At 44.2% G+C, this 20,779-nt stretch carries 22 protein-coding genes and 2 pseudogenes; 16 read left to right on the forward strand and 8 right to left on the reverse strand.

The features are described from left to right. Positions 1-234: hypothetical protein (locus tag ACR0QN_RS06370; RefSeq protein WP_432650364.1), on the forward strand; the 234-nt coding region annotated here is incomplete at its 5' end. A 147-nt stretch (positions 235-381) separates the two neighbouring features. Here ACR0QN_RS06370 and ACR0QN_RS06375 read toward each other — a convergent pair. Beyond that, complete coding sequence (locus tag ACR0QN_RS06375) at positions 382-975, reverse strand: TetR/AcrR family transcriptional regulator (RefSeq protein WP_432650365.1); 594 nt, start codon at positions 973-975, stop codon at positions 382-384. A gap of 238 nt (positions 976-1,213) precedes the next feature. On the opposite strand from ACR0QN_RS06375, the gene ACR0QN_RS06380 reads away from it, so the two are divergent. The 8 genes from ACR0QN_RS06380 to ACR0QN_RS06415 all read left to right on the forward strand — a co-directional run bounded on the left by ACR0QN_RS06380 (position 1,214) and on the right by ACR0QN_RS06415 (position 7,936). Then, the gene (locus ACR0QN_RS06380; RefSeq protein ID WP_432650366.1) at positions 1,214-1,600 is read left to right on the forward strand and encodes a VOC family protein; all 387 of its coding nucleotides are present in this window, start codon (positions 1,214-1,216) and stop codon (positions 1,598-1,600) included. A gap of 188 nt (positions 1,601-1,788) precedes the next feature. Next, positions 1,789-3,093 (forward strand): sensor histidine kinase, encoded by a 1,305-nt coding sequence (locus tag ACR0QN_RS06385; protein WP_432650367.1) that lies wholly within the window; start codon positions 1,789-1,791, stop codon positions 3,091-3,093. Positions 3,094-3,095: 2 nt separating this feature from the next. Beyond that, complete coding sequence (locus tag ACR0QN_RS06390) at positions 3,096-3,848, forward strand: response regulator transcription factor (protein WP_432650368.1); 753 nt, start codon at positions 3,096-3,098, stop codon at positions 3,846-3,848. A 187-nt stretch (positions 3,849-4,035) separates the two neighbouring features. Then, positions 4,036-4,512: a YbhB/YbcL family Raf kinase inhibitor-like protein gene (locus ACR0QN_RS06395; RefSeq protein ID WP_432650369.1), complete on the forward strand. Its 477-nt coding sequence runs from the start codon at positions 4,036-4,038 to the stop codon at positions 4,510-4,512. 101 nt (positions 4,513-4,613) lie between these two features. Then, positions 4,614-5,957, forward strand: coding sequence for an MATE family efflux transporter (locus tag ACR0QN_RS06400; protein ID WP_432650370.1), 1,344 nt, complete (start codon positions 4,614-4,616; stop codon positions 5,955-5,957). Between the two features lie 46 nt (positions 5,958-6,003). Beyond that, positions 6,004-6,528 carry a flavodoxin domain-containing protein gene (locus tag ACR0QN_RS06405; RefSeq protein ID WP_432650371.1) on the forward strand — a complete coding sequence of 175 codons (525 nt, stop codon included), beginning with the start codon at positions 6,004-6,006 and terminating at the stop codon, positions 6,526-6,528. Positions 6,529-6,734: 206 nt separating this feature from the next. Next, positions 6,735-7,457, forward strand: coding sequence for a hypothetical protein (locus ACR0QN_RS06410; RefSeq protein WP_432650372.1), 723 nt, complete (start codon positions 6,735-6,737; stop codon positions 7,455-7,457). After that, a complete protein-coding gene (locus tag ACR0QN_RS06415; RefSeq protein WP_432650373.1) occupies positions 7,457-7,936 on the forward strand; it encodes a GNAT family N-acetyltransferase in 480 nt (159 codons plus the stop codon). Before ACR0QN_RS06410 ends, ACR0QN_RS06415 begins: the two co-directional genes overlap by 1 nt. 203 nt (positions 7,937-8,139) lie before the next feature. Here the strand turns inward: ACR0QN_RS06415 and ACR0QN_RS06420 are convergent, their stop codons facing one another. From ACR0QN_RS06420 to ACR0QN_RS06430, 3 genes and pseudogenes are all read right to left on the reverse strand, one after another. Further along, complete coding sequence (locus ACR0QN_RS06420) at positions 8,140-9,120, reverse strand: HAMP domain-containing sensor histidine kinase (protein WP_432650374.1); 981 nt, start codon at positions 9,118-9,120, stop codon at positions 8,140-8,142. A 74-nt stretch (positions 9,121-9,194) separates the two neighbouring features. Then, a pseudogene (locus tag ACR0QN_RS06425) lies at positions 9,195-9,866 on the reverse strand (response regulator transcription factor). Further along, entirely contained in the window at positions 9,863-10,561 is a 699-nt protein-coding gene (locus tag ACR0QN_RS06430) for a hypothetical protein (RefSeq protein WP_432650375.1), read from the reverse strand. Before ACR0QN_RS06430 ends, ACR0QN_RS06425 begins: the two are co-directional and overlap by 4 nt. Positions 10,562-10,950: 389 nt before the next feature. On the opposite strand from ACR0QN_RS06430, the gene ACR0QN_RS06435 reads away from it, so the two are divergent. The 3 genes from ACR0QN_RS06435 to ptsP are packed head-to-tail and all read left to right on the forward strand — an operon-like array spanning position 10,951 to position 15,028. Further along, positions 10,951-13,077, forward strand: a complete 2,127-nt coding sequence (locus ACR0QN_RS06435; protein WP_432650376.1) for a glucose PTS transporter subunit IIA — start codon at positions 10,951-10,953, stop codon at positions 13,075-13,077. A gap of 18 nt (positions 13,078-13,095) precedes the next feature. Next, the gene (locus tag ACR0QN_RS06440) at positions 13,096-13,353 is read left to right on the forward strand and encodes an HPr family phosphocarrier protein (protein WP_432650377.1); all 258 of its coding nucleotides are present in this window, start codon (positions 13,096-13,098) and stop codon (positions 13,351-13,353) included. A 40-nt stretch (positions 13,354-13,393) separates the two neighbouring features. Beyond that, positions 13,394-15,028 carry a phosphoenolpyruvate--protein phosphotransferase gene (gene ptsP / locus ACR0QN_RS06445; protein ID WP_432650378.1) on the forward strand — a complete coding sequence of 545 codons (1,635 nt, stop codon included), beginning with the start codon at positions 13,394-13,396 and terminating at the stop codon, positions 15,026-15,028. Positions 15,029-15,097: 69 nt separating this feature from the next. Here ptsP and ACR0QN_RS06450 read toward each other — a convergent pair whose 3' ends face one another. Genes ACR0QN_RS06450 through ACR0QN_RS06460 form a run of 3 tightly spaced genes read right to left on the reverse strand, consistent with a single transcriptional unit; the run spans position 15,098 to position 18,042 of the window. After that, positions 15,098-15,376 carry a hypothetical protein gene (locus tag ACR0QN_RS06450; RefSeq protein ID WP_432650379.1) on the reverse strand — a complete coding sequence of 93 codons (279 nt, stop codon included), beginning with the start codon at positions 15,374-15,376 and terminating at the stop codon, positions 15,098-15,100. Between the two features lie 58 nt (positions 15,377-15,434). Continuing rightward, positions 15,435-17,675 (reverse strand): M56 family metallopeptidase, encoded by a 2,241-nt coding sequence (locus tag ACR0QN_RS06455; RefSeq protein WP_432650380.1) that lies wholly within the window; start codon positions 17,673-17,675, stop codon positions 15,435-15,437. Between the two features lies 1 nt (position 17,676). Further along, entirely contained in the window at positions 17,677-18,042 is a 366-nt protein-coding gene (locus ACR0QN_RS06460; RefSeq protein WP_432650381.1) for a BlaI/MecI/CopY family transcriptional regulator, read from the reverse strand. A 201-nt stretch (positions 18,043-18,243) separates the two neighbouring features. On the opposite strand from ACR0QN_RS06460, the gene ACR0QN_RS06465 reads away from it, so the two are divergent. The 4 genes and pseudogenes from ACR0QN_RS06465 to ACR0QN_RS06480 form a co-directional block, all read left to right on the forward strand. Continuing rightward, positions 18,244-18,486: a hypothetical protein gene (locus ACR0QN_RS06465; RefSeq protein WP_432650382.1), complete on the forward strand. Its 243-nt coding sequence runs from the start codon at positions 18,244-18,246 to the stop codon at positions 18,484-18,486. Positions 18,487-18,624: 138 nt separating this feature from the next. Next, the gene (locus ACR0QN_RS06470; protein WP_432650383.1) at positions 18,625-18,840 is read left to right on the forward strand and encodes a spore coat associated protein CotJA; all 216 of its coding nucleotides are present in this window, start codon (positions 18,625-18,627) and stop codon (positions 18,838-18,840) included. Beyond that, positions 18,830-19,087 (forward strand): spore coat protein CotJB, encoded by a 258-nt coding sequence (locus ACR0QN_RS06475; RefSeq protein ID WP_432650384.1) that lies wholly within the window; start codon positions 18,830-18,832, stop codon positions 19,085-19,087. Before ACR0QN_RS06470 ends, ACR0QN_RS06475 begins: the two co-directional genes overlap by 11 nt. Positions 19,088-19,089: 2 nt before the next feature. Continuing rightward, positions 19,090-19,512: pseudogene (locus tag ACR0QN_RS06480) on the forward strand (manganese catalase family protein); the annotation flags it as partial. A 98-nt stretch (positions 19,513-19,610) separates the two neighbouring features. Here ACR0QN_RS06480 and gap read toward each other — a convergent pair. Then, positions 19,611-20,648 carry a type I glyceraldehyde-3-phosphate dehydrogenase gene (gap, locus tag ACR0QN_RS06485; RefSeq protein ID WP_432650385.1) on the reverse strand — a complete coding sequence of 346 codons (1,038 nt, stop codon included), beginning with the start codon at positions 20,646-20,648 and terminating at the stop codon, positions 19,611-19,613. Positions 20,649-20,779: the final 131 nt, after the last annotated feature.

The following is a 20,779-nucleotide window of genomic DNA, read 5'->3' on the forward strand; positions in this document are numbered from 1 at the left end:
ATTACTTGTTATGATCTCTATTTTCCGCATTTTCCTCTTCACCTTTCGGGTGCTGTTTTTCAGCTTTCTTTATGCTTCTATTATACCATATTTTCAGGTTTTTGGGAAGAGGTTGCGGGTTCAGTTTTGCGGAATCAGGTACAAGATAAAAAAGGGAGCCGCAACATCAAAAAATGCTATCCTGCTTATGTCACAGCTGGGGTTTTCACGGGACATAGTCAGCAGGGCAAATGAGCTTGCAAAATAAAAAATCAAGCTGTCACAAAATCGGTACAGATGCTGTGACAGCTTTTTTATTTGATAAAAATATCACGATGTTATAGTAACGAAGTATAAATCTTGAAGTGCAGATATGCTTATAAAGCGACACTCATATTTCCATTAAACCGCATACTCATCAGCAAAATACCGGAAATATTCTTCAATACGCTCCATAGCCTCCTGTTCCCGTTCCGGCTCTCTGTCGCACATCTGGATAAATAGCGATACGGGTGCTGTAAAGGACATCGAAAGCATTTCAGGGTCGGCCTTTCTCATAATGCCGTTATCCATCATCGTCTGAAATATCTTATGATATATTCCCTGTACGTTGTCGATGGTGTACTTTGTGGTAAGAAGTGCAATGCGATGATTGCGGAACTGCTCCATAGTAAGCATTCTTCTGACTTTTTTTATCATAGGGTCGTGGAGGGTAAAATCTATCCTTTTCAGCGACATAGTAATAAGTTCGTCCATTGACCTCGGTATTTTTCCGGGACTTAAAACTGAGCCGAAATGGTCCTGATAGTACCCCTCCACTTTTTCGATAAGAGAGGCGAGTATATCCTCCTTGCCTTTGAAATGCTTATAAAGGGACGGACCCTTTATTCCCGCATTTTCGGCAATAAGGTCAACTCCCACACCGTCATAGCCTTTTTCGGCAAACAGAGTCAGCGCCGAATCGAGTATCCTGTCTTTGGTTGTTTTTTTATCCATAATATATTTCTCCTTACGTGAGCTAACGTGCGTTTCCTAAATATATTATATTTTATTATTATTGCTTTGTCAAGAGCAAAATAAAAATGCAGGATTATTCGGAGATTTTTATTGACAAGAGATAACAGGTGTGGTATAATGATTGCAGGAAACGAACGTTAGCTTGACTTTTGGAGATAAATTGTCGGTAATGTTCTGTATATTGTGGATAATCAAATTGGGATTTTGGGAGAAATAAATGAAAAATTATACTCAAGTTTATGTAAAAAATAGTTTTGAAGCAGCGAAAATGTACTGCAAAGCTTTTGGGGCAGAGATCACACGTGAATTTATAAATGAGCACAACACGGCTTATGACCACTGCGAATTGTCTGTGAATGGCGAAGGCTTTTTGGCGTTAGCCGAAGCTTCAAATCCTTGTGATATAAATATAGTTCACAAATACAAATGGACAACGATGACATTTAACGTGTTTGAAATGGGAACAGAGGCAGCAGTTTATAATGCTTTTCGTGTTCTAAGTGACGGAGGAGTGATCATTGAACCTATTCACGAGCTTCCGTGGAGTAAATGCTGTGCTACTGTTATTGATAAATTTGAGGTGTGTTGGTGGATATCAATTTAACAAATTCCAGTTTGCAGGTCAGACATTAGTATCGTTACCAAGCCGCCTGCCTGTTACCCAAATAAATTATAGAACTAACATCGAAGGCTCAGCCTGCTTCAAATCTATAAAATTGACAAAACCTGCTGAATTCTCATCCTATCATTAAGATAGAAAAGCATATATAATATTATCAAGGCGGTGAAAAAATGCTTAGAATGGAGATCGCACTGTTTCTTGTGCTGGGCTTTATTGCCTGTATATATTTTTCTGCAGGAAAAAAGAATTCGCTGCTTCATAAAAACTTTTCCTTACTGCTTATCGTAACGCTTATACATCTGGTTTTTGACGGTACTACCATTTACACCGTGAACCGATTAGACATCGTACCACGGCTCTTAAACGATATTCTGCACAGGCTGTTTATCGGTACTATGGTGCTGTCAGTTTATCTGTTCTATAAGTATATCTCAATTCTTGCAGAAGAGGAAAGCGGAAAACAACTTCGCTTTGATATGCCTGCAAATGTTTTCCTGATAGCTGCCGAACTGGGTGCAATGCTGCTTCCCGTTCATTATACTGTGACTCCGAAGGGCAATTACTCGGACGGTATCCACGCAGGTATATGCTATATCAGCACAGCATTTTATCTTTTCCTTTGCGTATGGCTGCTGCTGCGCAACCGGAAGCAGATAGACCCAAAAAGAAAATTCGCTATAGGAACGGCGCTTGTTATCGAAGTATGCGTATGTCTGCTGCAGGCGTTTAATCCTACCTGGCTCATCAGCGGAATGGGACTTACTCTGATGACCCTGTCTTTTTATCTGACGCTGGAAAATCCCGATATTCTTCGTGCAGAGCTGACGGAACAGAAGATGTCTATGCTGTATCTGAAAAGCCAGGTAAATCCGCATTTTTTATATAACACGCTGGATACTATTCGAATACAGGCACAGCTCAATGGTGACAAAAAGGTTGCCGACCTGCTGATGCGGCTCTCGGATTTTTTTCGGCTAAGTGTGAAGACGGACAGGCAGATGGTGTCGCTGGACGATGAACTGGAGCTGCTGGAGGCATATATGGAGCTGATGTGTTATCGCTATCCCGAACTGCAGTGCGGCTATGACATTGATCCTGAGCTGGGCGGGGTACAGGTACCCAATTTTATCCTCCAGCCCATTGTGGAAAACAGCCTTCTGCACGGTCTGAAAAACAAGGGCTATCGTGGAGCGGTGCAGATCTCGGCAGAGAAAACAGATGACGGCAAAATGGAAATACGCATTTGTGATACGGGAAGCGGCTTTGCCCCGGGAAAGAAAGCGGAGATAGATCAGATGCTTCTGAACTTTGCAGGGCAGCCTGCAAAACTTGAGGGAAACAGTATCGGTATTCTGAATGTGCAGAAGCGTATCAAGCTGCTCTGCGGCAGGGAATACGGACTTTCATACACGGAAGAGCCTAAAGGCGGTGTTAGGGCACATTTGCTGCTGCCTTTATATAACGAGGAGAATTAACGATGAAGAAACTGCGTGTGCTTCTGGTAGATGACGAGATAATGATTCGGGAAGGTTTTAAGCGGCTGTTCGACTGGGAAGCCCACGACTGTCAGGTGGTGGGCGAGGCGGCAGATGGTATGGAGGCTGTGTCTAAGATAGATGAACTGTGCCCCGATATAGTGATTATGGACATCAATATCCCAATTATGAACGGCCTGAAGGTCATTCAGCTCAGCCGTATCAAGCACCCCGATATGGCTTTTGTCATCGTGTCGGGATATGATGATTTTTCCTACTGCCGTGAAGCTCTCAGACTGCAGATCACGGACTACATACTTAAACCCGTGAATTACGATGAATTCGGGAGCTGTATTGATGATCTGAAAATATCTCTGTTTGAAAAACGTGTATCGGCTGCGGAGAAAACAGAAAAGCAGGAGGAACGAACTATCATCGGTATCACTCAATATCTGCAGGAACACCTGGCAGAGGATATGAGTCTTTCCCTTTTATCGGACGTGTTTCATTTGAATCCTCAGTATATCAGTCAGCTGTTCAAGAACGAGATAGGTGTGAATTTTCTTGCCTATCTTACGAGTATCCGAATTGAGAAAGCAAAAAAGCTTCTGCTGTCAACTTCTCTTTCTGTTGCAGAGGTGGCGGAGCAGTCGGGATATGGGGATTACCGTGTATTCACCAAGGTGTTCAAAAAGTCGGAAGGTGTCACTCCTTCTCAGTACAGGCGTGATTTTCTCGAAACAGCGGAAAAATAATCGAATATGCAGAGTGTGACATTGCAAAAGCTTGTCACGCTCTTTTTCGTAAGTCACCCAGCCTAAAAAACAGACACATTCTGCTGTAAAATGCGCCTATCGCAAAAGGACGGGGTATGATATAATACTTAGAATGAGGTAATGTCGGATAGTGCAAATAATTTATATGAAGAAAGGAAAAAAGGCAATGGAAAGACTTATAATTATATCTCCGCAGTTTGAAAATGATGATTGGATACCGGACAGCTGTGCCGGTTACGGCTATGACAGGTCGCCGGAATTATACATAGAAGGTATACCCGCCGGAACAATATCCCTTGCTGTTGTAATGGACGATCTGGATCACCCGATCCGACCGGGATATAATCATTGGGTGGCGTGGAATATACCTCCCATCGGAGTAATTCCCGGAAGAATGCCTACGGGTGAGATTTTAGACAGGCCCATTCACATTGAACAGGGTATTGCTTACGGAAAACATTGCTATCGGGGACCAAAACCGCCATTCAACCTGCTGCACAGATATAGATTTACTGTTTATGCTTTGAGTACCAAGCTACAGCTTAGCTCCGACAGCGATAAGAATGACTTACTGAGTGCAATAGATGGTCATGTATTGGCACAAGGAGAGCTGTTCGGAAAGTATCGGAGAAAGCATAAGTAAAACTTATGGTGTATAATATTCCTGTGCAGCCGACGTTTGATCTACAGACGGACTCGCAGGGATTTTAGAAATTAGGATAAATTATAGAGGAAATATCGGATATGAAAATGAAATATTTACAGAAGCTTATGATAATTTCAGTACCTATTATGCTCAGCAATATCATATCACAGGTACAGATGATAATCGACAGGATCTTTCTTGGTCAGATGAATACGCTTTATATGAGTGCGCTTGGAAATGTTACTGCGCCTATGTGGACAACAATGTCCTTCTGCTTTACCATAGTAATGGGTGCGTCTATACTCATAAGCCAGAGCGTTGGAGCGGGCGATGATGAAAAGGTGGAAAGCTATGCTGCTTCAATGATAAAGTGGAACAACATTCTGCCGATACTCCTTTTCTTTTTCTGGCTGTTTGGCGGAGAATATGTGCTTCGTGCAATGGGAGTTTCCGAGGACATTATGCCTATGTGTCTCGGATATATGAAATTTTTCGCACCCACATTTCTTATCGTAGGCATAGAAAGCTCATTTTCGGTAATAATGCAGACCTCCAATTATACAAAGCCTCTTGTATTCTACGGAATAATCAGGGCAGGACTTAATATTCTGCTTGACTGGCTGCTTATTTTCGGAAGATTCGGCTTGCCCCGGCTTGGCATTGAGGGAGCGGCTATTGCAACCACTGTTGCGGAATATGGCGGCTGTCTGTTTGCATTTATTGTGATAACAAATAAGCCGCTTAAAACAAAGCCGTCGCCGAAAAGTATACTTACTGCTCCTGCCAAGCCTTTTATTTCATCGGTGGGACTTGGAATAAACGCAGGACTTGAAGATTTTGCGTGGAATTTGGGAAATCTCATTATCATAAGGATACTTAATTCCATAGATGTAAAAGCTGCGGGTATATATTCCATTGTTTTCAGCGTTGAGGTGCTGGCGGTAGTTGTCATCGGAGCCATTGGAAACGGAACAATGACCCTTTCGGGTGAAGCTAAGGGCAGCGGCGATATCAGGCAGTTTTCGGGCGTGTGTAAGATCGCATATCTGCTTTGCGCAGGGGTGGCAATTCTTATACTTATAATTTGTCTGATATTCCCCGAAAATATCCTCTCACTTTTTACAAAGGACGAGGAGATAATAACAGGCTGCGGAATTTATCTTCTGCTTGTGTGCCTTAATCTTTTCGGAAAATCGGGAAATATCATTATCGGCAGCGGTATCAGGGGCAGCGGAAACACACGGTGGATGTTCTTTACACAGATATTCGGCACATTTTTTGTTGTAGGCTGTGCGTGCCTGTTCGTGTATGGGCTGGGCTTTGGAATGACAGGAGTATTTCTTGCGGTAATGGCAGACGAAGCTGTCCGTTCGGTGATAAATCTTTTCAAGCTCAGAAAAATTCTGCTTGATTGGGATAAAACAGGTGCAGTCATTAGCTAAGCGATACTTGATTTGCATAGACCTATGGTAATTTGCGGAGGTTTTTATGAAAGGGATAATTATATATAAATCCAAATATGGAGCTACAAAAAAATACGCAGAATGGTTATCGGAGGAAACAGGTTTTCCTTGCGTTGATGTGAGCAAAGCAGATGATCGGCAGGTAAAAGCCTGTGATGTAATTATTTTTGGCGGCGGCATTTATGCCTCAGGCATCGCAGGATTATCTTTTTTAAAGAAAAATATTGACTGCTTAACAGGAAAGAAAACAGCGGTGTTTTGCTGCGGTGCATCGCCTTATGATGAAAAAACTTTCAGGGAAATTATAGACCACAATATGAAAGGCTCATTGTCGGGCATTCCTTGTTTTTATTGCCGTGGGGCGTGGGATATGACTGCAATGTCATTTAAAGACAGAACATTATGCAGTATGCTGAAAAAAGCTGTATCAAAAAAATCTCCCGATGAGTATGAGATCTGGGAAAAAGCTTTGATGGCAGCAGGTGATGATAAATGTGACTGGACCGATAAGAAATACCTGAAACCGATAATTGAATTCATAAATCAGTAGATCGGCGGCGGGTGACGACCCGCAGCGAGACGTTCTGTAGTTTATTTGGGCGCTTGTCAGACGGCTTGGTAACGGCAGGCTCAGCCTGCTTCCAATTTATTTCACCGCCGCAAATTATCCCGGCTCTGTGTATCAACTGACAGATCGGCACGAATTGACAATGCGGCTTCTACGCAGTATAAAAATGCAGAAAGGAAAAACAGAAAATGAAAAGAAAAAATATGATCATATTACTATCATCAATATGTATGCTCTTATCGGCTTGTTCGGATAACGGAGACACTCAGCTTACCGAAACATTGGTCATAACCAATGAAGAAAGAACAGATGTAATTACGGAAGAAACTGTGTCTTTACCAACAGAAGCTGCCGAAACTGAAAACCAAACCGAGGAAACCGAAGCTGTTGTGAATGATACTTCGGCTGATACGGAAGTCACCCTTGATATGATGGAGGAGCTTACTGCCGAAGCAAGCAGACTTATGGGAGCGCTTGATTACATCGACTGTATCGGCGGCGGAAATATCCCGAAGGACGAGAATGATACCGTAGAACAGGACGGAAGACAGTATGCAAGGGTAGCTGCGCAGTTTGAAAATACCGCAGACCTTGAAGAGTATATGACGGAAAATCTTTCCGATGAACTTATCCAAAGCAGATATTCACACATTTTAGGCGGCGAGCAGCCATATTATATTGATGTTGACGGAGTGCTTTATGGATATGTTACCGCAAAGGGCTGCGGATTTCCGTGGATAACAGAGGACGGCGAGCCTGTTATCTCAATCACAGATGTAAGCGACAGCAGCTTTACCGCAGTCACAAAGTTTGACAACTTCGGCGGTGAATGTGAAATGCAGCTTAACATAATTTTTACAGACGGACTTTGGAAGATAACTTCAATATCTTATGACGGAATGACATTCTGATGAGGCTTATAATGAAAACTCAATTAAAAAGAATAACTGCTCGGGAAGCGGAGACATTGTGGAAAATGCAGGTCGAAGCTTTTCAGGAGCTATATGAAAAATATCAGGACACAGAAACCAGTCCTGCAACAGAACCCATAGATAAAATCCTGATGAAAATAAATCAGCCCTTTACCTATTTTTATTTCATAGAAGAAGATAACACGAAGGTTGGCGCAATAAGAGTTGTTGATGAAAAAGAATCGGGAAAACCCAAAAGAATTGCACCTGTTTTTGTGATGCCCGAATACAGAAATAAAGGCTATGCGCAGAAGGCAATACAATTAGCCGAAGAAATTCACGGCGATTCGTGCTGGGAACTTGATACCATTTTACAGGAAAAGGGCAACTGTCATTTATATGAAAAACTGGGTTACCGCACTTTTATTTTTGTAATGCTTGAATTCTGTTTGAGTATTATTAAATATTTCAAATGTTGATGTGCAAAGAATTGTAAACTATGTCCCTGCACTTTCTGTAAATTATCTTACTGCACTATACTATCTCCTGTCCTGTTTCAAATTTCTTAGGAAACATATTGTGGAATTATCCGCCATATTTCCATTTAACGAACAGGAATACGACACATTTCCAAAAAAAATCCGCCGCAAGGAATGAACTCCTCACGACGGATATTATGATATTATAATTTGGCAGCAGATAAGGTAACAGTAAACACCGAACCTTTGTCAGGACTGCTTTTTACCGATACAGTTCCATCCGAGATCTGCATTATCTTATGTACCAGAGCAAGTCCCAGACCGTTCCCCTCGGTGGAGTGAGAGGTATCGCCCTGATAGAATTTATCAAAGATGTGCTTCATTGTCTGCTCGTCCATTCCGCAGCCGCTGTCGCTTACGGAAATAATAACACGTTCATTGTCCGAATTTTCTGTAAGCGTTATCTTTCCGCCCTGCGGAGTGAATTTCACCGCATTTGAAAGCAGATTTGTCCAGACGATAGCCATAAGCTCTTCGTCCGCTTCAATATAAGCCCTGTCCTCAAGGTCGGCTTCAAATTCAATGTCCTTTTCCTCCCAGACGTTTTCAAACTGCAATGCACATTCACATAGCTGAGCGCATATGTCATAGCGCTTCGGCTCGGGATTTATTGCCTGCTTTTCAAGCTTTGAGAGTTTCAAAATGTTGGTGATAAGACCCGTAAGCCGCTTTGTTGCGCCGAGGATAGTTTCGGTACATTCCTTTTTCTGTTCTTCGGGAATATCATCTTTTTGCAGAAGTTCCGCATTGCTTTGTATGACCGCAAGGGGAGTTTTGATCTCGTGTGAAACGTTTGAAAAGAAGTCGGTTTTCAGCGTTTCGATACTTCCAAGCTCCTCCACCATTTTGTTGAAATCCATTATCATAACATCAAGATAATCGGTCTTGTCGGCTGTGTTTATGGGCGGGATATAAACGGAAAAATCACCGTGAGCCACCTTTGAGGTCGCCTTTGCAAGCTCCTGCATAGGTATCTCATAGGTGCGCTTTACTCTCCAGCCTGTGTATAAAGTCAGCGCAACCGCAACAATGAGCCAATACACCATCGGAACTATGGTCTGCACCAATTTGTTCCATTTCATCTCATCTCCCAGAACAAGCAAACCGTAGTGCATACCTGACATCAGCAGCAAGGATAAAAACAATGTCACCAGCAGCGACACCGGGAAACGGGATGCTTTTACTTTGCCGTCGTTCTTCATTTCAGCACCGCCTTGTAACCTATTCCACGAACGGTCTTTATCTCAAAGCCGTCACACTCTGAGAATTTCTCACGCAGCTTTGTGATGTAAACATCTACCGCACGCAGGCTCGTTCCCGATTCAATTCCCCAGAACTCGTCCATAAGCTGTGCCCGTGAAAATGTCTTTTTCGGATAGGAAAGCAGCTTGTAAATAATATTAAATTCCCTTGTGGTGACAGGTATTTCTTCACCGTCTATCACAGCCGTCACAGCGTCTGCGTCAAGCTCAAGATTGCCCACAGCAAGCCTGCGCTCCATTTCGATATTTGCTCGTCGGAGAAGTGCTCATACCCTGAGAAGCAGCTCGTCAAGGACGATAGGTTTTACCATATAATCGTCTATGCCAAGCTGAAAGCCACGCTGCTTTGAAGGCAGGTCGTCCTTTGCGGACATAAACAGAATTGGTATATGCTTGTTTACCTTGCGGACATTTTCCGCAAACTCAAAGCCGTCCACCTCGGGCATCATAATATCGGAAATTATAAGCTCATAAATATTGTTGTACATTTCATCATACGCCTCGTTTGCATTAAGGCAGCCTTTGGCGTTAAAACCGCAGTCATTCAGATATGTACATACGGTCTGATTAAGCTTTATATCGTCCTCTACAACAAGAAGATTTATCATAATTTTCCCTCCGATTTTTTCTGCATTTTATTTATTCTGATCATCATTATTATCCCGAGACTCGCCGCAAGTGTGCCCATAAAAATTCCGATAAGTCCGCTTGACATCTGGGCAAGCCGTTCGTCCGATACCTCTCCCTCGGAATGTGTGAAGGAGAGTATTGCATTCTGGACAAGCACAAGTGATATAAGTGAAGAAGCAAGATTTATCATTTTTAATGCGTGAAACAGCGGCAAGCTGCTTTTTGATTCGATTATTACACCACGGATATTTAACACGATCTCCGTAAAGGTCACGGTTGCAATTCCGAGAGCAATATACATATGATACACGGCTGTGGGCGGGTGAAACTGTATCCATATGGAATATAGAATGTACGCTGTGCTTGCCAAGGTGAGAATTATCCCCGACATCTTGTAGTATCGGTACTGCTGTTTGGAGTTTTCTTCTTTGAGTATTCCTGCAAGAGCGGTCATCTTCGCCGCCACCATACCAAAGGTGTAAAGTGCGCTTACGCAGGTAAAAAAGGACAGGGATATTATTCCCATTATAAGCTTGCCAAGACCCACAAAGGTCGTTCCAAGGCAGGCGGCACCGGTTATATGGAGTGTCCTCCTTTTTTTCTTTCCTGCACGTTCAAAGGCTATTTCGCTTAGCTTCAGAAGCTGTGTTTTTATTTCTTCCGTTTTTTTCATATTCCCACCCTCGCTTTATATTATAGCTTATCACAGGTTTATTTGTCAAATGTTTGGGTTTTGTTTGAGAATTGTTAAATACCTCGTTTCTGTCCGTTGTTTTTTGACCATTAGTTCAAAATACAAATTTTCAGTTTGCATTGAATACACTCACGGTCACTTTGACCATTGTGCTCTTTTGACCATCTGATATAATGAATGACTTGCATAACTATTCCTCTCCCAGGTTTACGGTTATCACTTTGATTTCGGAGGAAATAATATCATATGATCCCAAAAGAAAAATATATTGATCATTGATTTTGCTGTCAGAGTAATAATTTTTCCTGTTTATGCAAACAATATCCTTTGTCTGAAAAATCAGAACCGTAAGATAGGAGATATCATCTATGAAAGATAAAATATTCGGAGTTTTGCAGAGAGTTGGACGTTCCTTTATGCTTCCCATAGCTCTGCTTCCCGTTGCAGGTCTGCTGTTGGGCATAGGAAGCTCCTTCACAAACCCAACCACGCTGGAAACATACGGCTTGACAGAAGTCATCAGAGAAGGCGGCATACTCTACACCATTCTGGACATTATGAGCAAAACAGGCAGCATTGTATTCGACAATCTGGCTTTGCTGTTTGCAATGGGCGTTGCTATCGGTATGGCAAAAAAAGAAAAGGAGGTCGCCGCTCTTTCGGGTGCTATCGGATACCTGATAATGAATACAGCAATCAGCACTCTGATATCCGCAAGTGGCGGCTCAGAGGCAATGGCGGCAAACTCCACAACAACTTCCCTCGGCATCACAACGCTCCAGATGGGCGTATTCGGCGGTATTATCGTCGGACTTGGAGTTGCCGCCCTGCACAACCGCTTTTATAAGATAGAACTTCCGCAGGTGTTATCCTTTTTCGGCGGCACAAGATTTGTGCCCATAATCACAAGCGTTGTTTACCTCATTGTGGGAATTGCAATGTTCTATATATGGCCTGTGGTACAGAGCGGAATTGCATATCTGGGTCAGCTTGTTCTGGCGTCGGGCTATGCGGGAACGTGGATATACGGTATTATCGAACGTGCGCTTATTCCCTTCGGCCTGCACCACGTGTTCTATATGCCCTTCTGGCAGACAGAGCTTGGCGGTTCTGTGATAATTGATGGTCAAGTAGTGCAGGGCGCTCAGAATATCTTCTTTGCAGAACTGGCTTCAAAATCAACAGAGCATTTCTCCGTTTCTGCCACAAGGTTTATGTCGGGAAAATTCCCGTTTATGATATTCGGTCTCCCTGCCGCCGCATTTGCAATGTACAGAGCTGCAAGACCCGAAAAGAAAAAGGCGGTGGGCGGTCTGCTGCTATCTGCCGCTCTGACATCTATGCTGACGGGAATTACGGAACCTTTGGAATTTACCTTCCTTTTTGTTGCTCCCGTGATGTATGCAGTTCATTGTGTTCTGGCAGGCCTTTCTTATATGCTTATGCACATTTTCAATGTAGGAGTGGGAATGACCTTTTCGGGCGGCGCTATTGACCTGACCCTGTTCGGTATATTGCAGGGAAATCAAAAGACAAACTGGATATGGATAATCCTTGTGGGACTGGTTTATGCCGTTGTTTATTACTATGTGTTCTACCTTATGATAACAAAACTTGACCTGAAAACTCCCGGCAGAGAATCTGATAATGAAGAAACAAAGCTCTACACCCGAAAGGATATGAATGACAGACAAAAAAACGCCGAAAAGACAAGCGGCAGCTCCGACAGAATAAGTGCGCTTATACTGAAAGGGCTGGGCGGGAAAGAAAATCTTTCCGATGTGGACTGCTGTGCAACACGTCTCAGAATAACTGTGAATGACCCTGCAAAGGTGCGGGACGATCTTCTTAAAGAAAGCGGTGCCTCGGGAGTAATTCACAAGGGCAATGGTATACAGATAATTTACGGTCCTCAGGTATCCGTTGTGAAATCTGATCTTGAGGATTTCCTGGACAGCCCTAAGGCAGAAAATGTTGACAATATCCTGAAAGATGAGATAATTTCCGAGCCTGCTCCCGAGAAAAATGATAAACCTGAAACAAAGTCTATAACACTCTATTCCCATATGAACGGAAGATTTGTGGCTCTTCAAGATGTAAATGACGAAGCATTTTCCTCTAAGGCGCTGGGCGAAGGCGCTGCTGTTGAACCTTCGGAAGGCAGGCTATATTCTCCCTGTGACGGCAAGGTGGAAATGGTGTTTGATACAAAACACGCCATAAACCTTGTTTCGGACGAGGGCTGTGAAATACTGCTCCACATCGGCATTGACACAGTAAAGCTTGGAGGCAGTTTTTTTGAAGCTCACGTGACAGAAGGACAGGAGATACACAAGGGCGACCTGCTTATATCCTTTGACCTTGACGGTATCCGTAATGAAGGTTATCAGCTCACGACCCCTATGATAATATGTAATACCGATGATTATAACTCGGTAGAAGCTATCCCATCGGAACAAGTTTGGGCCGGGGATAAGATCATTAAGATAAAATAAAGAAAGGAAATGAAAACTATGAGATCATTCACCTACACCATCAAGGACGAGCTTGGTATCCACGCAAGACCCGCAGGTATGCTGGCAAAAACAGCAAAAGCACTTGACAGCGAGATAACCATAACCAAAGGGGAAAAAACCGTTGGCGCAGCAAAGCTTATGGCTCTTATGGGGCTGGGAGTAAAATGCGGAGATACCATTACCGTAACGGCAGACGGCGGCGATGAAGCTGCCGCAATTGAAGAAATGAGAAGCTTTCTGGAGAAAAATCTGTAACAAGCTGTCTCAGCGTATTATAAGGAAGGAGATGAGACTTATGACAAAATATCAGGGAAAAGGCGTTTACGGCGCAATAGCCATCGGCAGGATTTCCGTTTTCAAGCGGCAGGATGTTCAGGTAAAGCGGATAAAGATCGAAAACGTCGATGAAGAGCTTGCCCGTCTTGCAGCTGCAAAGGAAAGGGCTTCCTCACAGCTTCGGGACATCTATGAAAAGGCGCTTAAAGAAGTGGGTGAAGCAAATGCTCAGATCTTTGAGATCCATATGATGATGCTCGAAGACGACGATTATAACGACGCCATAACAGAAATGATAAAAGGGCAGAATGTGAATGCGGAATATGCCGTAGCAGTCACATCTGACAATTTTGCGGAGATGTTTTCCTCTATGGAGGACAGCTATATGCGGGCAAGAGCCGCTGACGTTCACGACATTTCCAACAGGCTTATAGCCTGTCTGAGCGGCTGCGAAAAGGAGGAACGTCTGAGTTACGAAAAGGTAATGATATGTGCGGACGATCTGGCTCCCAGCGAGACCGTATCGCTTGATAAGGATAAGGTGCTTGCCTTTGTTACAGCTTTCGGTTCTTCAAATTCCCACACGGCAATCCTGGCAAGGAATATGAATATCCCTGCGATCATCGGTCTGGGAGAAACATTTCTTACGCAGATAACGGACGGTACAATTGCCATTGCAGACGGCTTTACGGGTACATTTATCATAGACCCGGATGAAAAGACCTTATCGGAATACAAAGAAAAGCAGGAGTCAGAAGAGGAAAAGAAAAAACTCCTTCAGGAGCTTAAAGGGAAAGAAAATATTACTTTGGACGGCAGGACCATCGACATATTTGCCAACATCGGAAGCGCCGACAATATCGGTGCAGTGCTGGTAAATGACGCAGGCGGAATAGGCTTGTTCCGAAGCGAGTTCCTGTATCTCGAAAAATCCGATTATCCTACCGAAGAGGAACAGTTTGCTGTCTACAAGCGGGTCCTTGAAAGTATGGCACCCAAAAAAGTCATTATCAGGACTCTTGATATCGGTGCAGACAAGCAGGTGGATTATTTTCATCTTGAAAAAGAAGAAAATCCTGCTATGGGACTTCGTGCCATACGTCTCTGCCTGTCACGTCCGGAGATATTCCGTGTGCAGCTCAGGGCATTGTACAGAGCCTCTGTTTACGGCAGGCTGGGTATAATGTTTCCTATGATAACAAGCACCTCGGAGCTTAACGAGATACTTGCGCTATGCGATAAGGTGAAAAAAGAGCTTGACGAGGAAAATATCGGTTATTCAGACAGCACCGAGCTGGGAATTATGATAGAGACCCCCGCCGCTGCACTTATAAGCGACAGGCTTGCTCCTATGGTGGATTTTTTCAGCGTGGGAACCAACGACCTGACTCAGTACACTCTTGCCTGCGACAGACAAAATCCCAATGTTGAACGTTTCTGCGATACTCATCACGAAGCTGTTCTGCGGCTCATAGATATGTCTGCCGCAAACGCTCACAAACACGGCGCTTGGATAGGTATCTGCGGCGAGCTTGCAGCAGATACCTCATTAACAAAAAACTTCCTGCGAATGGGCATTGATGAGCTTTCTGTTTCTCCTTCCTTTGTTCTGAAAGTAAGAGACGCTGTAAGAAAAACAGATCTTTCAAAATAATGCAAAACTATTTTGGCATTTATGAACGGAACAGAGCGATAAACAACCAAACTGAACACAGTCTGCCTTTCAGTAACCAAATAAAAAACAGCACCGCAGGAAAATCAGAATTTCTGCGGTGCTGCATATTATCAAGCGATCATACACTTGATCGCCGACTATAAGAGTGAAGTTGCTGCCAAAGCCTGTATTCTCAAATATAGACTTGCCGTTCTTATCAAGTACGCCTTCTGCTACCTCTTTCTTTGTGGATTTTCTGCCCTTATAGATGGTAACTGTTCTGCCTGCGTACTCCGTGCCAAGGTCAACGATAATATATTCATTTTTGAAATTTGTGCAGGTATACAAAACAGAATTTATGTTCTAAAAACTATTGACAAATCAGAATAAATGTGCTATAATAAACTTAGTCTTCCGAATAGGTGTAAATTGCTCCTTCGTATGCTCCGCTCATTTCCTTCGGGTAGGCGGCTGTGCCCTCGGTACTTTCGGTTTGGCGGTAGATAAGGCTTTCGTCCTCAATATCGAAAACGTATCTGCCGCTGTCGGAGGCGTTTATGATAAGCTTGGTGCAGTCTGCGTCCAGTTCGGCTGTTCCGATACAAAGAATGCTTGAGAGGGGGGAGAATGTTACTACAGCGCTTCCGAGAGGGGAGATGGTGACGCTGTTAAGAGGAATATCGGCAAGGCGGTATGTTCCGAAATGTATTTTGCTTTGAGCTTGTGCGTTAACGGCGGGATTGTTTTCGGGGAATGGGACAAATTCGAAGCAGCCCTCGGCAGTATGACGGACGATTTTTATGAGGGAAAGGTCATAGCTGTTTGTGCGTGTTGATAAGTAAACGAAATTTTGAGGGTCGCTGTCGTAGTAGATGATATGATTGTCAAGAGGTTCGGGTGCGTTTTCGGAAAAATCATAGTAGCTGTAGTTTCTGACTTTTCGAGTGTCCTCGGGTATTTCGTCAATGTAATTCAGGGTGTTTGTTTCAAGGTCGATGATGTAATTTATGCAGTGGTTTGAAATTGCTCCGCCTATGCTGCACCATAATCGGAGCTGTCCGTTTTCATCGGTGAATGCGCCTGCTGATATGCCGTTGCTGTCGGGTGCGCCGATCTCAAAGGGGAATTTATCCTTATATGCGGCAAAGGTGGAGCTGATGTCCGCTGCCCACAGTACCGCATTGTCATTGCAGAGATACAAGCCGTTAATTCCGTCGGTGAATACGGTGTTAAATTCGTTGGCATAAAGGAGGTGGGGGAACTCCGAGCCGAAATAGACGCTTTGGAGAAATTCGGGGGAGGCAGATATTACGGGAATGGTGAGGGGGATATGTGAGTGCTCATTCAATGCTTTATATTTTTCCTCGGGAATTGAATAGTTATACTCGGTGTTTGTGGTCATTATTGAAACGGAGTAGATGGGTTCGCCGTCCGTATTTTTTGCGGGGGCGAAGGCATATTGTCCAAAGGCGTTGGGGCGGTCCTTCGGGGCAAGGCGGAGTTCAAATTCGGAGGGGACATACTCGTAAAGCCGGGTGGGGGTAAATTCGGTCTCGGATATTATTTTAAGTGCGGCGGCGGTGTTTTCATCGGAAAAGGGGTACTGCTGTCCGCTTTTGGTTACAAGAGAGATGACGGTTAGGTCATCGGCGGAGATATCGCTTAGGGGATTAAAATCAGACTGCTGTTCGGTGACGATATTATCGGGGCTTTCGGGTGCTTTATCGGAGGAGAGGACGATAACGGCAAATAGTGCGGCAAGAGCGCAGAGGAGCATTACCCATAGGGTCGGCTTTTGGAATTTAAGGACATTTTTTATTCTGCGCTTTGTTCCGCTTTCGGAAAAGCCTGCGGTGAAGGAGGCGGATTTTTGGGGAGCGGCTTCAAGGAGAGCTTCGGAATAATTCGCTTTTTCGCTTTTGTTCATTTTTCCTGTTACCGCTTCATCGCAGGACATTTCCATATCACGTTCGCACAGCCTGAAGCTGAGCCACACTGCGGGGTTGAACCAATGTATGCAGAGGGCAAGGTACATTACAAGCTTGGCAATGTGATCAAGGCGTTTGATATGGTATTTTTCGTGGAGGATAACAAGCTCTCTGCGGTTTCCCGAAAGGCTTTCGGGGAGATAGATACGGGGCGGCAGGATACCGAAAATGAATGGAGTGGATATTTTATCCGAGGTATAGATATTCTGCCCGTCGGGGTGGGATTTTTTCAGAGTTTTTCTCAGTCGGAGATATGAATATATCCAGCGGAATGTCATTATCATTACGCCCGAAAGCCATATGAGGGAAAGGATATCAAGAGCGGTTTTCGGCTTTTTAAATTCGGCAATGGTTTCGCTTGTGTATATGGATATTTCTGCCGGTGACTCAATATCTACGGAAAGTGGGACGGCTTGATCATAGTTTTTCTCGTAGGTATAGGGTTCGGTTCGGATCATAACGGGGGTTATGGGGTTTAGCTCCGAGGTGGGGAGGGGCAGGGAAAAGGGTATGAGGAGCCTTACAAAGACTGCTGTCCAGAGGATATAGGAGAATATTTTCGGGGCAGGCTTCAACACAAGGCGCAGCAGGAGGACTGCTGCGGCTGTGAGTGCGGCGGTGGCGCTCATACCGAGTATTTTCAGAAACAGCTCGGTCATTTCAGCTCTCCTTTCGGTAATCGTCTATCATCTGCTGAATTTCGTCAAGCTCCTTTTTACTGAGGGATTTTCTTTCGGTAAAGGATGCAATGAAGCGGGGGAGTGAGCCGCCGTAGCTTTCTCTGATAAGCTCTTCGCCCTTTTGGGCGGCAAGCTCGTCCTTTGTGATAAGTGAGGTGACTTTGCCGTTTTCGTTTTTGAAAAGTCCTTTTTCGCAAAGTCGGCGGAGCATTGTATAGGTGGTGGATTTCTTCCAATTAAGCTCCTTTTCGCACAGCTTTACAAGCTCTCCCGAGGGGATATTATCGTTTTTCCAGATTATTTCCGCAAATTTTGCTTCCATTTCGCCAAGCTTTATTTCGGGCATTTTTCTTCATCTCATTTCTTTGGATTGGTTTAATTTTAGTAAACCTCTGATTTTTGTTTAACATAGTTAAACCGGTTTGTCAAGGGGGTGAGGGGATTTATTTGATTTTTTTATTGACATTGGTGGGGGGAGTGGTATAATGAAAGGGGAAAGGATTTCAACTCAAGTTTATTCAAAGTATTGTGAATAGGAGGTATTTTCGTGGTTCAACTATTAAATATAACATTTGATGGTAAAAATATTTCTTGCGATTATATTCCCGAAAATAGTAATAAAATAGGGAAAGTGACTGTCGATGCAGTTACACGTGAGGTTACGAACATAGAATATTCAGAATATAAGTTTAGTAAGAAGATGTATGTTGCTCACGTTCGTGCAAAACTCTCTGAGCTTCTGGATATTGGTCAGCCAATCCCAAATGAAGCATTTGCTATTTGGTATTGATCAACCGCCCTGCTCATCAAGGCGGTTTTCTTATGTCCTTTTGCTCAGCTTTTAAAATGTGACATTCCGTAAATTTCGGAATATAATGATAAATGAGCAGGTATGCTCGCTATCATTTATTTACGAAAGGAGCAGACTATGAACGAAAATTCATACTCCAAATGCTCTGCCGAGGGACTGACCGTTCCGAGAGGTCGCTTTCTCGAGGACACTCCGCTGGCAATGGCATATGTTCCCTATCAGAGCTGGGAGGAGACATATGCGGAAAATGTGGCTCTGGCAAAGGGTACCATCTTCCCAAGGCTTGATCTGCCGTTTTTAGGCAAGGAAGGGGTGCAGAGATATGGAAAATAAAAAAAGGCAGCTTCTGTATGCGGTGCAGATGTACGACTTTTATCTGTATGAGCTGCAGCTTTATCTCGACACCCACCCCACCTGTCCCAACGGTCTTCAGGCTTTCAGAAAATACAAGGAGCTGAGAGACAGGGCGGCGGCGGCTTATGCTAATTTATTCGGTCCCATTTCGCCTATGCAGTCCGACTGCGATAATGTTTTTGAATGGATCAAGGGTCCCTGGCCCTGGGAAAAGGAGGCTAACTGAGTATGTGGGTCTACGAAAAACGTCTTCAATATCCCGTTAACATAAAAAATCCAAACCCTGCTCTTGCTAAGATAATCGTTGAGCAGCTTGGCGGCGCTGACGGCGAGCTGGGCGCTTCTCAGAGGTATCTCAGTCAGAGGTATACTGCGCCTTATGCTCAGGTGCAGGGTATTCTTACAGATGTGGGTACGGAAGAGCTTGCCCACGTTGAAATGATATCCGCAATCGTTTATCAGCTTACAAAGGGGCTTACTCCAGAGCAGATAAAGGCAGGCGGAATGGATTCCTATTTTGTTGCACACACTTTGGGAATTTATCCTCAGTCCTCGGCAGGCGATCCTTTTACTGCGGCTTATTTCCAGTCGAAGGGTGACACAATTACCGATTTACACGAGGATATGGCAGCAGAGGGTGACTATAGGTTATGCACAACTTAAATATGCAAAAAAAAAACCCGTTCGTCGGACAGTAAAATATCCGACAAACGGGGACAATTTAGTTAAAATCAGTTATCAGTCAATTATCACTTGAGTTCAGCAAAATACTTGATTGTTCTTACCATCTGAGAGGTGTAAGAATTCTCGTTGTCGTACCAGGAAACAACCTGTACCTGATATGTGTCGTCATCGATCTTGGATACCATTGTCTGAGTAGCATCAAAGAGAGAACCAAACTTCATACCAACGATATCGGAAGAAACGATCTGCTCGTCGTTGTAGCCGAAGGACTCGGTTGCAGCAGCCTTCATAGCAGCGTTGATGCCTTCCTTGGTGATGTCCTTGCCCTTAACAACAGCGGTAAGGATAGTTGTGGAACCTGTAGGAGTAGGAACTCTCTGAGCGGAACCGATGAGCTTGCCATTGAGCTCGGGGATAACAAGACCGATTGCCTTAGCAGCACCTGTGGAGTTGGGAACGATGTTAGCAGCACCTGCTCTTGCTCTTCTGAGGTCGCCCTTTCTGTGAGGACCGTCGAGGATCATCTGATCGCCGGTGTAAGCGTGGATCGTGCTCATGATACCGGAAGCGATGGGTGCATAGTCGTTAAGAGCCTTAGCCATAGGAGCGAGGCAGTTTGTTGTGCAGGAAGCTGCGGAAATGATGGTGTCGTCCTTTGTAAGGGTCTTGTGGTTTACGTTGTAAACGATGGTGGGAAGATCGTTGCCTGCAGGAGCAGAGATAACTACCTTCTTAGCGCCGGCGTCGATGTGAGCCTGGGACTTAGCCTTGGATACATAGAAGCCTGTGCACTCGAGAACAACGTCAACGCCGATCTCACCCCAAGGAAGCTCAGCTGCGTTAGCCATAGCGTAGATCTTGAGGGTCTTGCCGTCAACTGTGATAGTACCGGCCTCGTCATCAGCGGTCACGGTGTGAAGGTTCTCGCCGATCTTGCCGCAGTAGCCGCCCTGAGCGGTATCGTACTTGAGAAGGTGAGCGAGCATAGAAGGCTTGGTAAGGTCGTTGATAGCAACTACCTCGTAGCCCTCAGCGCCGAACATCTGACGGAATGCGAGACGGCCGATTCTGCCGAAACCATTGATTGCAACTTTTACTGACATGATAAAATTCCTCCTAAGAATTATTTATCTCCCGACTGTTAATTTTTTAACGGTCGGATTGGCATTTACTTTTTTAGTAATTTGCCGTACACTATAATAATATACTATTTTTGCTCTTTTGGCAAGTGTTT

The sequence above is a fragment of the Huintestinicola sp. genome (assembly GCF_050874005.1).
GTDB lineage: Bacteria > Bacillota > Clostridia > Oscillospirales > Ruminococcaceae > Huintestinicola.

Bases quoted from the DNA above. Each gene is read 5' to 3' on its own strand.
- ACR0QN_RS06375 (WP_432650365.1), bottom strand. From the start codon at position 975: ATGGATAAAAAAACAACCAAAGACAGGATACTCGATTCGGCGCTGACT.
- ACR0QN_RS06380 (WP_432650366.1), top strand. From the start codon at position 1,214: ATGAAAAATTATACTCAAGTTTATGTAAAAAATAGTTTTGAAGCAGCG.
- ACR0QN_RS06385 (WP_432650367.1), top strand. From the start codon at position 1,789: ATGCTTAGAATGGAGATCGCACTGTTTCTTGTGCTGGGCTTTATTGCC.
- ACR0QN_RS06390 (WP_432650368.1), top strand. From the start codon at position 3,096: ATGAAGAAACTGCGTGTGCTTCTGGTAGATGACGAGATAATGATTCGG.
- ACR0QN_RS06395 (WP_432650369.1), top strand. From the start codon at position 4,036: ATGGAAAGACTTATAATTATATCTCCGCAGTTTGAAAATGATGATTGG.
- ACR0QN_RS06400 (WP_432650370.1), top strand. From the start codon at position 4,614: ATGAAAATGAAATATTTACAGAAGCTTATGATAATTTCAGTACCTATT.
- ACR0QN_RS06405 (WP_432650371.1), top strand. From the start codon at position 6,004: ATGAAAGGGATAATTATATATAAATCCAAATATGGAGCTACAAAAAAA.
- ACR0QN_RS06410 (WP_432650372.1), top strand. From the start codon at position 6,735: ATGAAAAGAAAAAATATGATCATATTACTATCATCAATATGTATGCTC.
- ACR0QN_RS06415 (WP_432650373.1), top strand. From the start codon at position 7,457: ATGAGGCTTATAATGAAAACTCAATTAAAAAGAATAACTGCTCGGGAA.
- ACR0QN_RS06420 (WP_432650374.1), bottom strand. From the start codon at position 9,120: ATGTCAGGTATGCACTACGGTTTGCTTGTTCTGGGAGATGAGATGAAA.
- ACR0QN_RS06430 (WP_432650375.1), bottom strand. From the start codon at position 10,561: ATGAAAAAAACGGAAGAAATAAAAACACAGCTTCTGAAGCTAAGCGAA.
- ACR0QN_RS06435 (WP_432650376.1), top strand. From the start codon at position 10,951: ATGAAAGATAAAATATTCGGAGTTTTGCAGAGAGTTGGACGTTCCTTT.
- ACR0QN_RS06440 (WP_432650377.1), top strand. From the start codon at position 13,096: ATGAGATCATTCACCTACACCATCAAGGACGAGCTTGGTATCCACGCA.
- ptsP (WP_432650378.1), top strand. From the start codon at position 13,394: ATGACAAAATATCAGGGAAAAGGCGTTTACGGCGCAATAGCCATCGGC.
- ACR0QN_RS06455 (WP_432650380.1), bottom strand. From the start codon at position 17,675: ATGACCGAGCTGTTTCTGAAAATACTCGGTATGAGCGCCACCGCCGCA.
- ACR0QN_RS06460 (WP_432650381.1), bottom strand. From the start codon at position 18,042: ATGCCCGAAATAAAGCTTGGCGAAATGGAAGCAAAATTTGCGGAAATA.
- ACR0QN_RS06470 (WP_432650383.1), top strand. From the start codon at position 18,625: ATGAACGAAAATTCATACTCCAAATGCTCTGCCGAGGGACTGACCGTT.
- ACR0QN_RS06475 (WP_432650384.1), top strand. From the start codon at position 18,830: ATGGAAAATAAAAAAAGGCAGCTTCTGTATGCGGTGCAGATGTACGAC.
- gap (WP_432650385.1), bottom strand. From the start codon at position 20,648: ATGTCAGTAAAAGTTGCAATCAATGGTTTCGGCAGAATCGGCCGTCTC.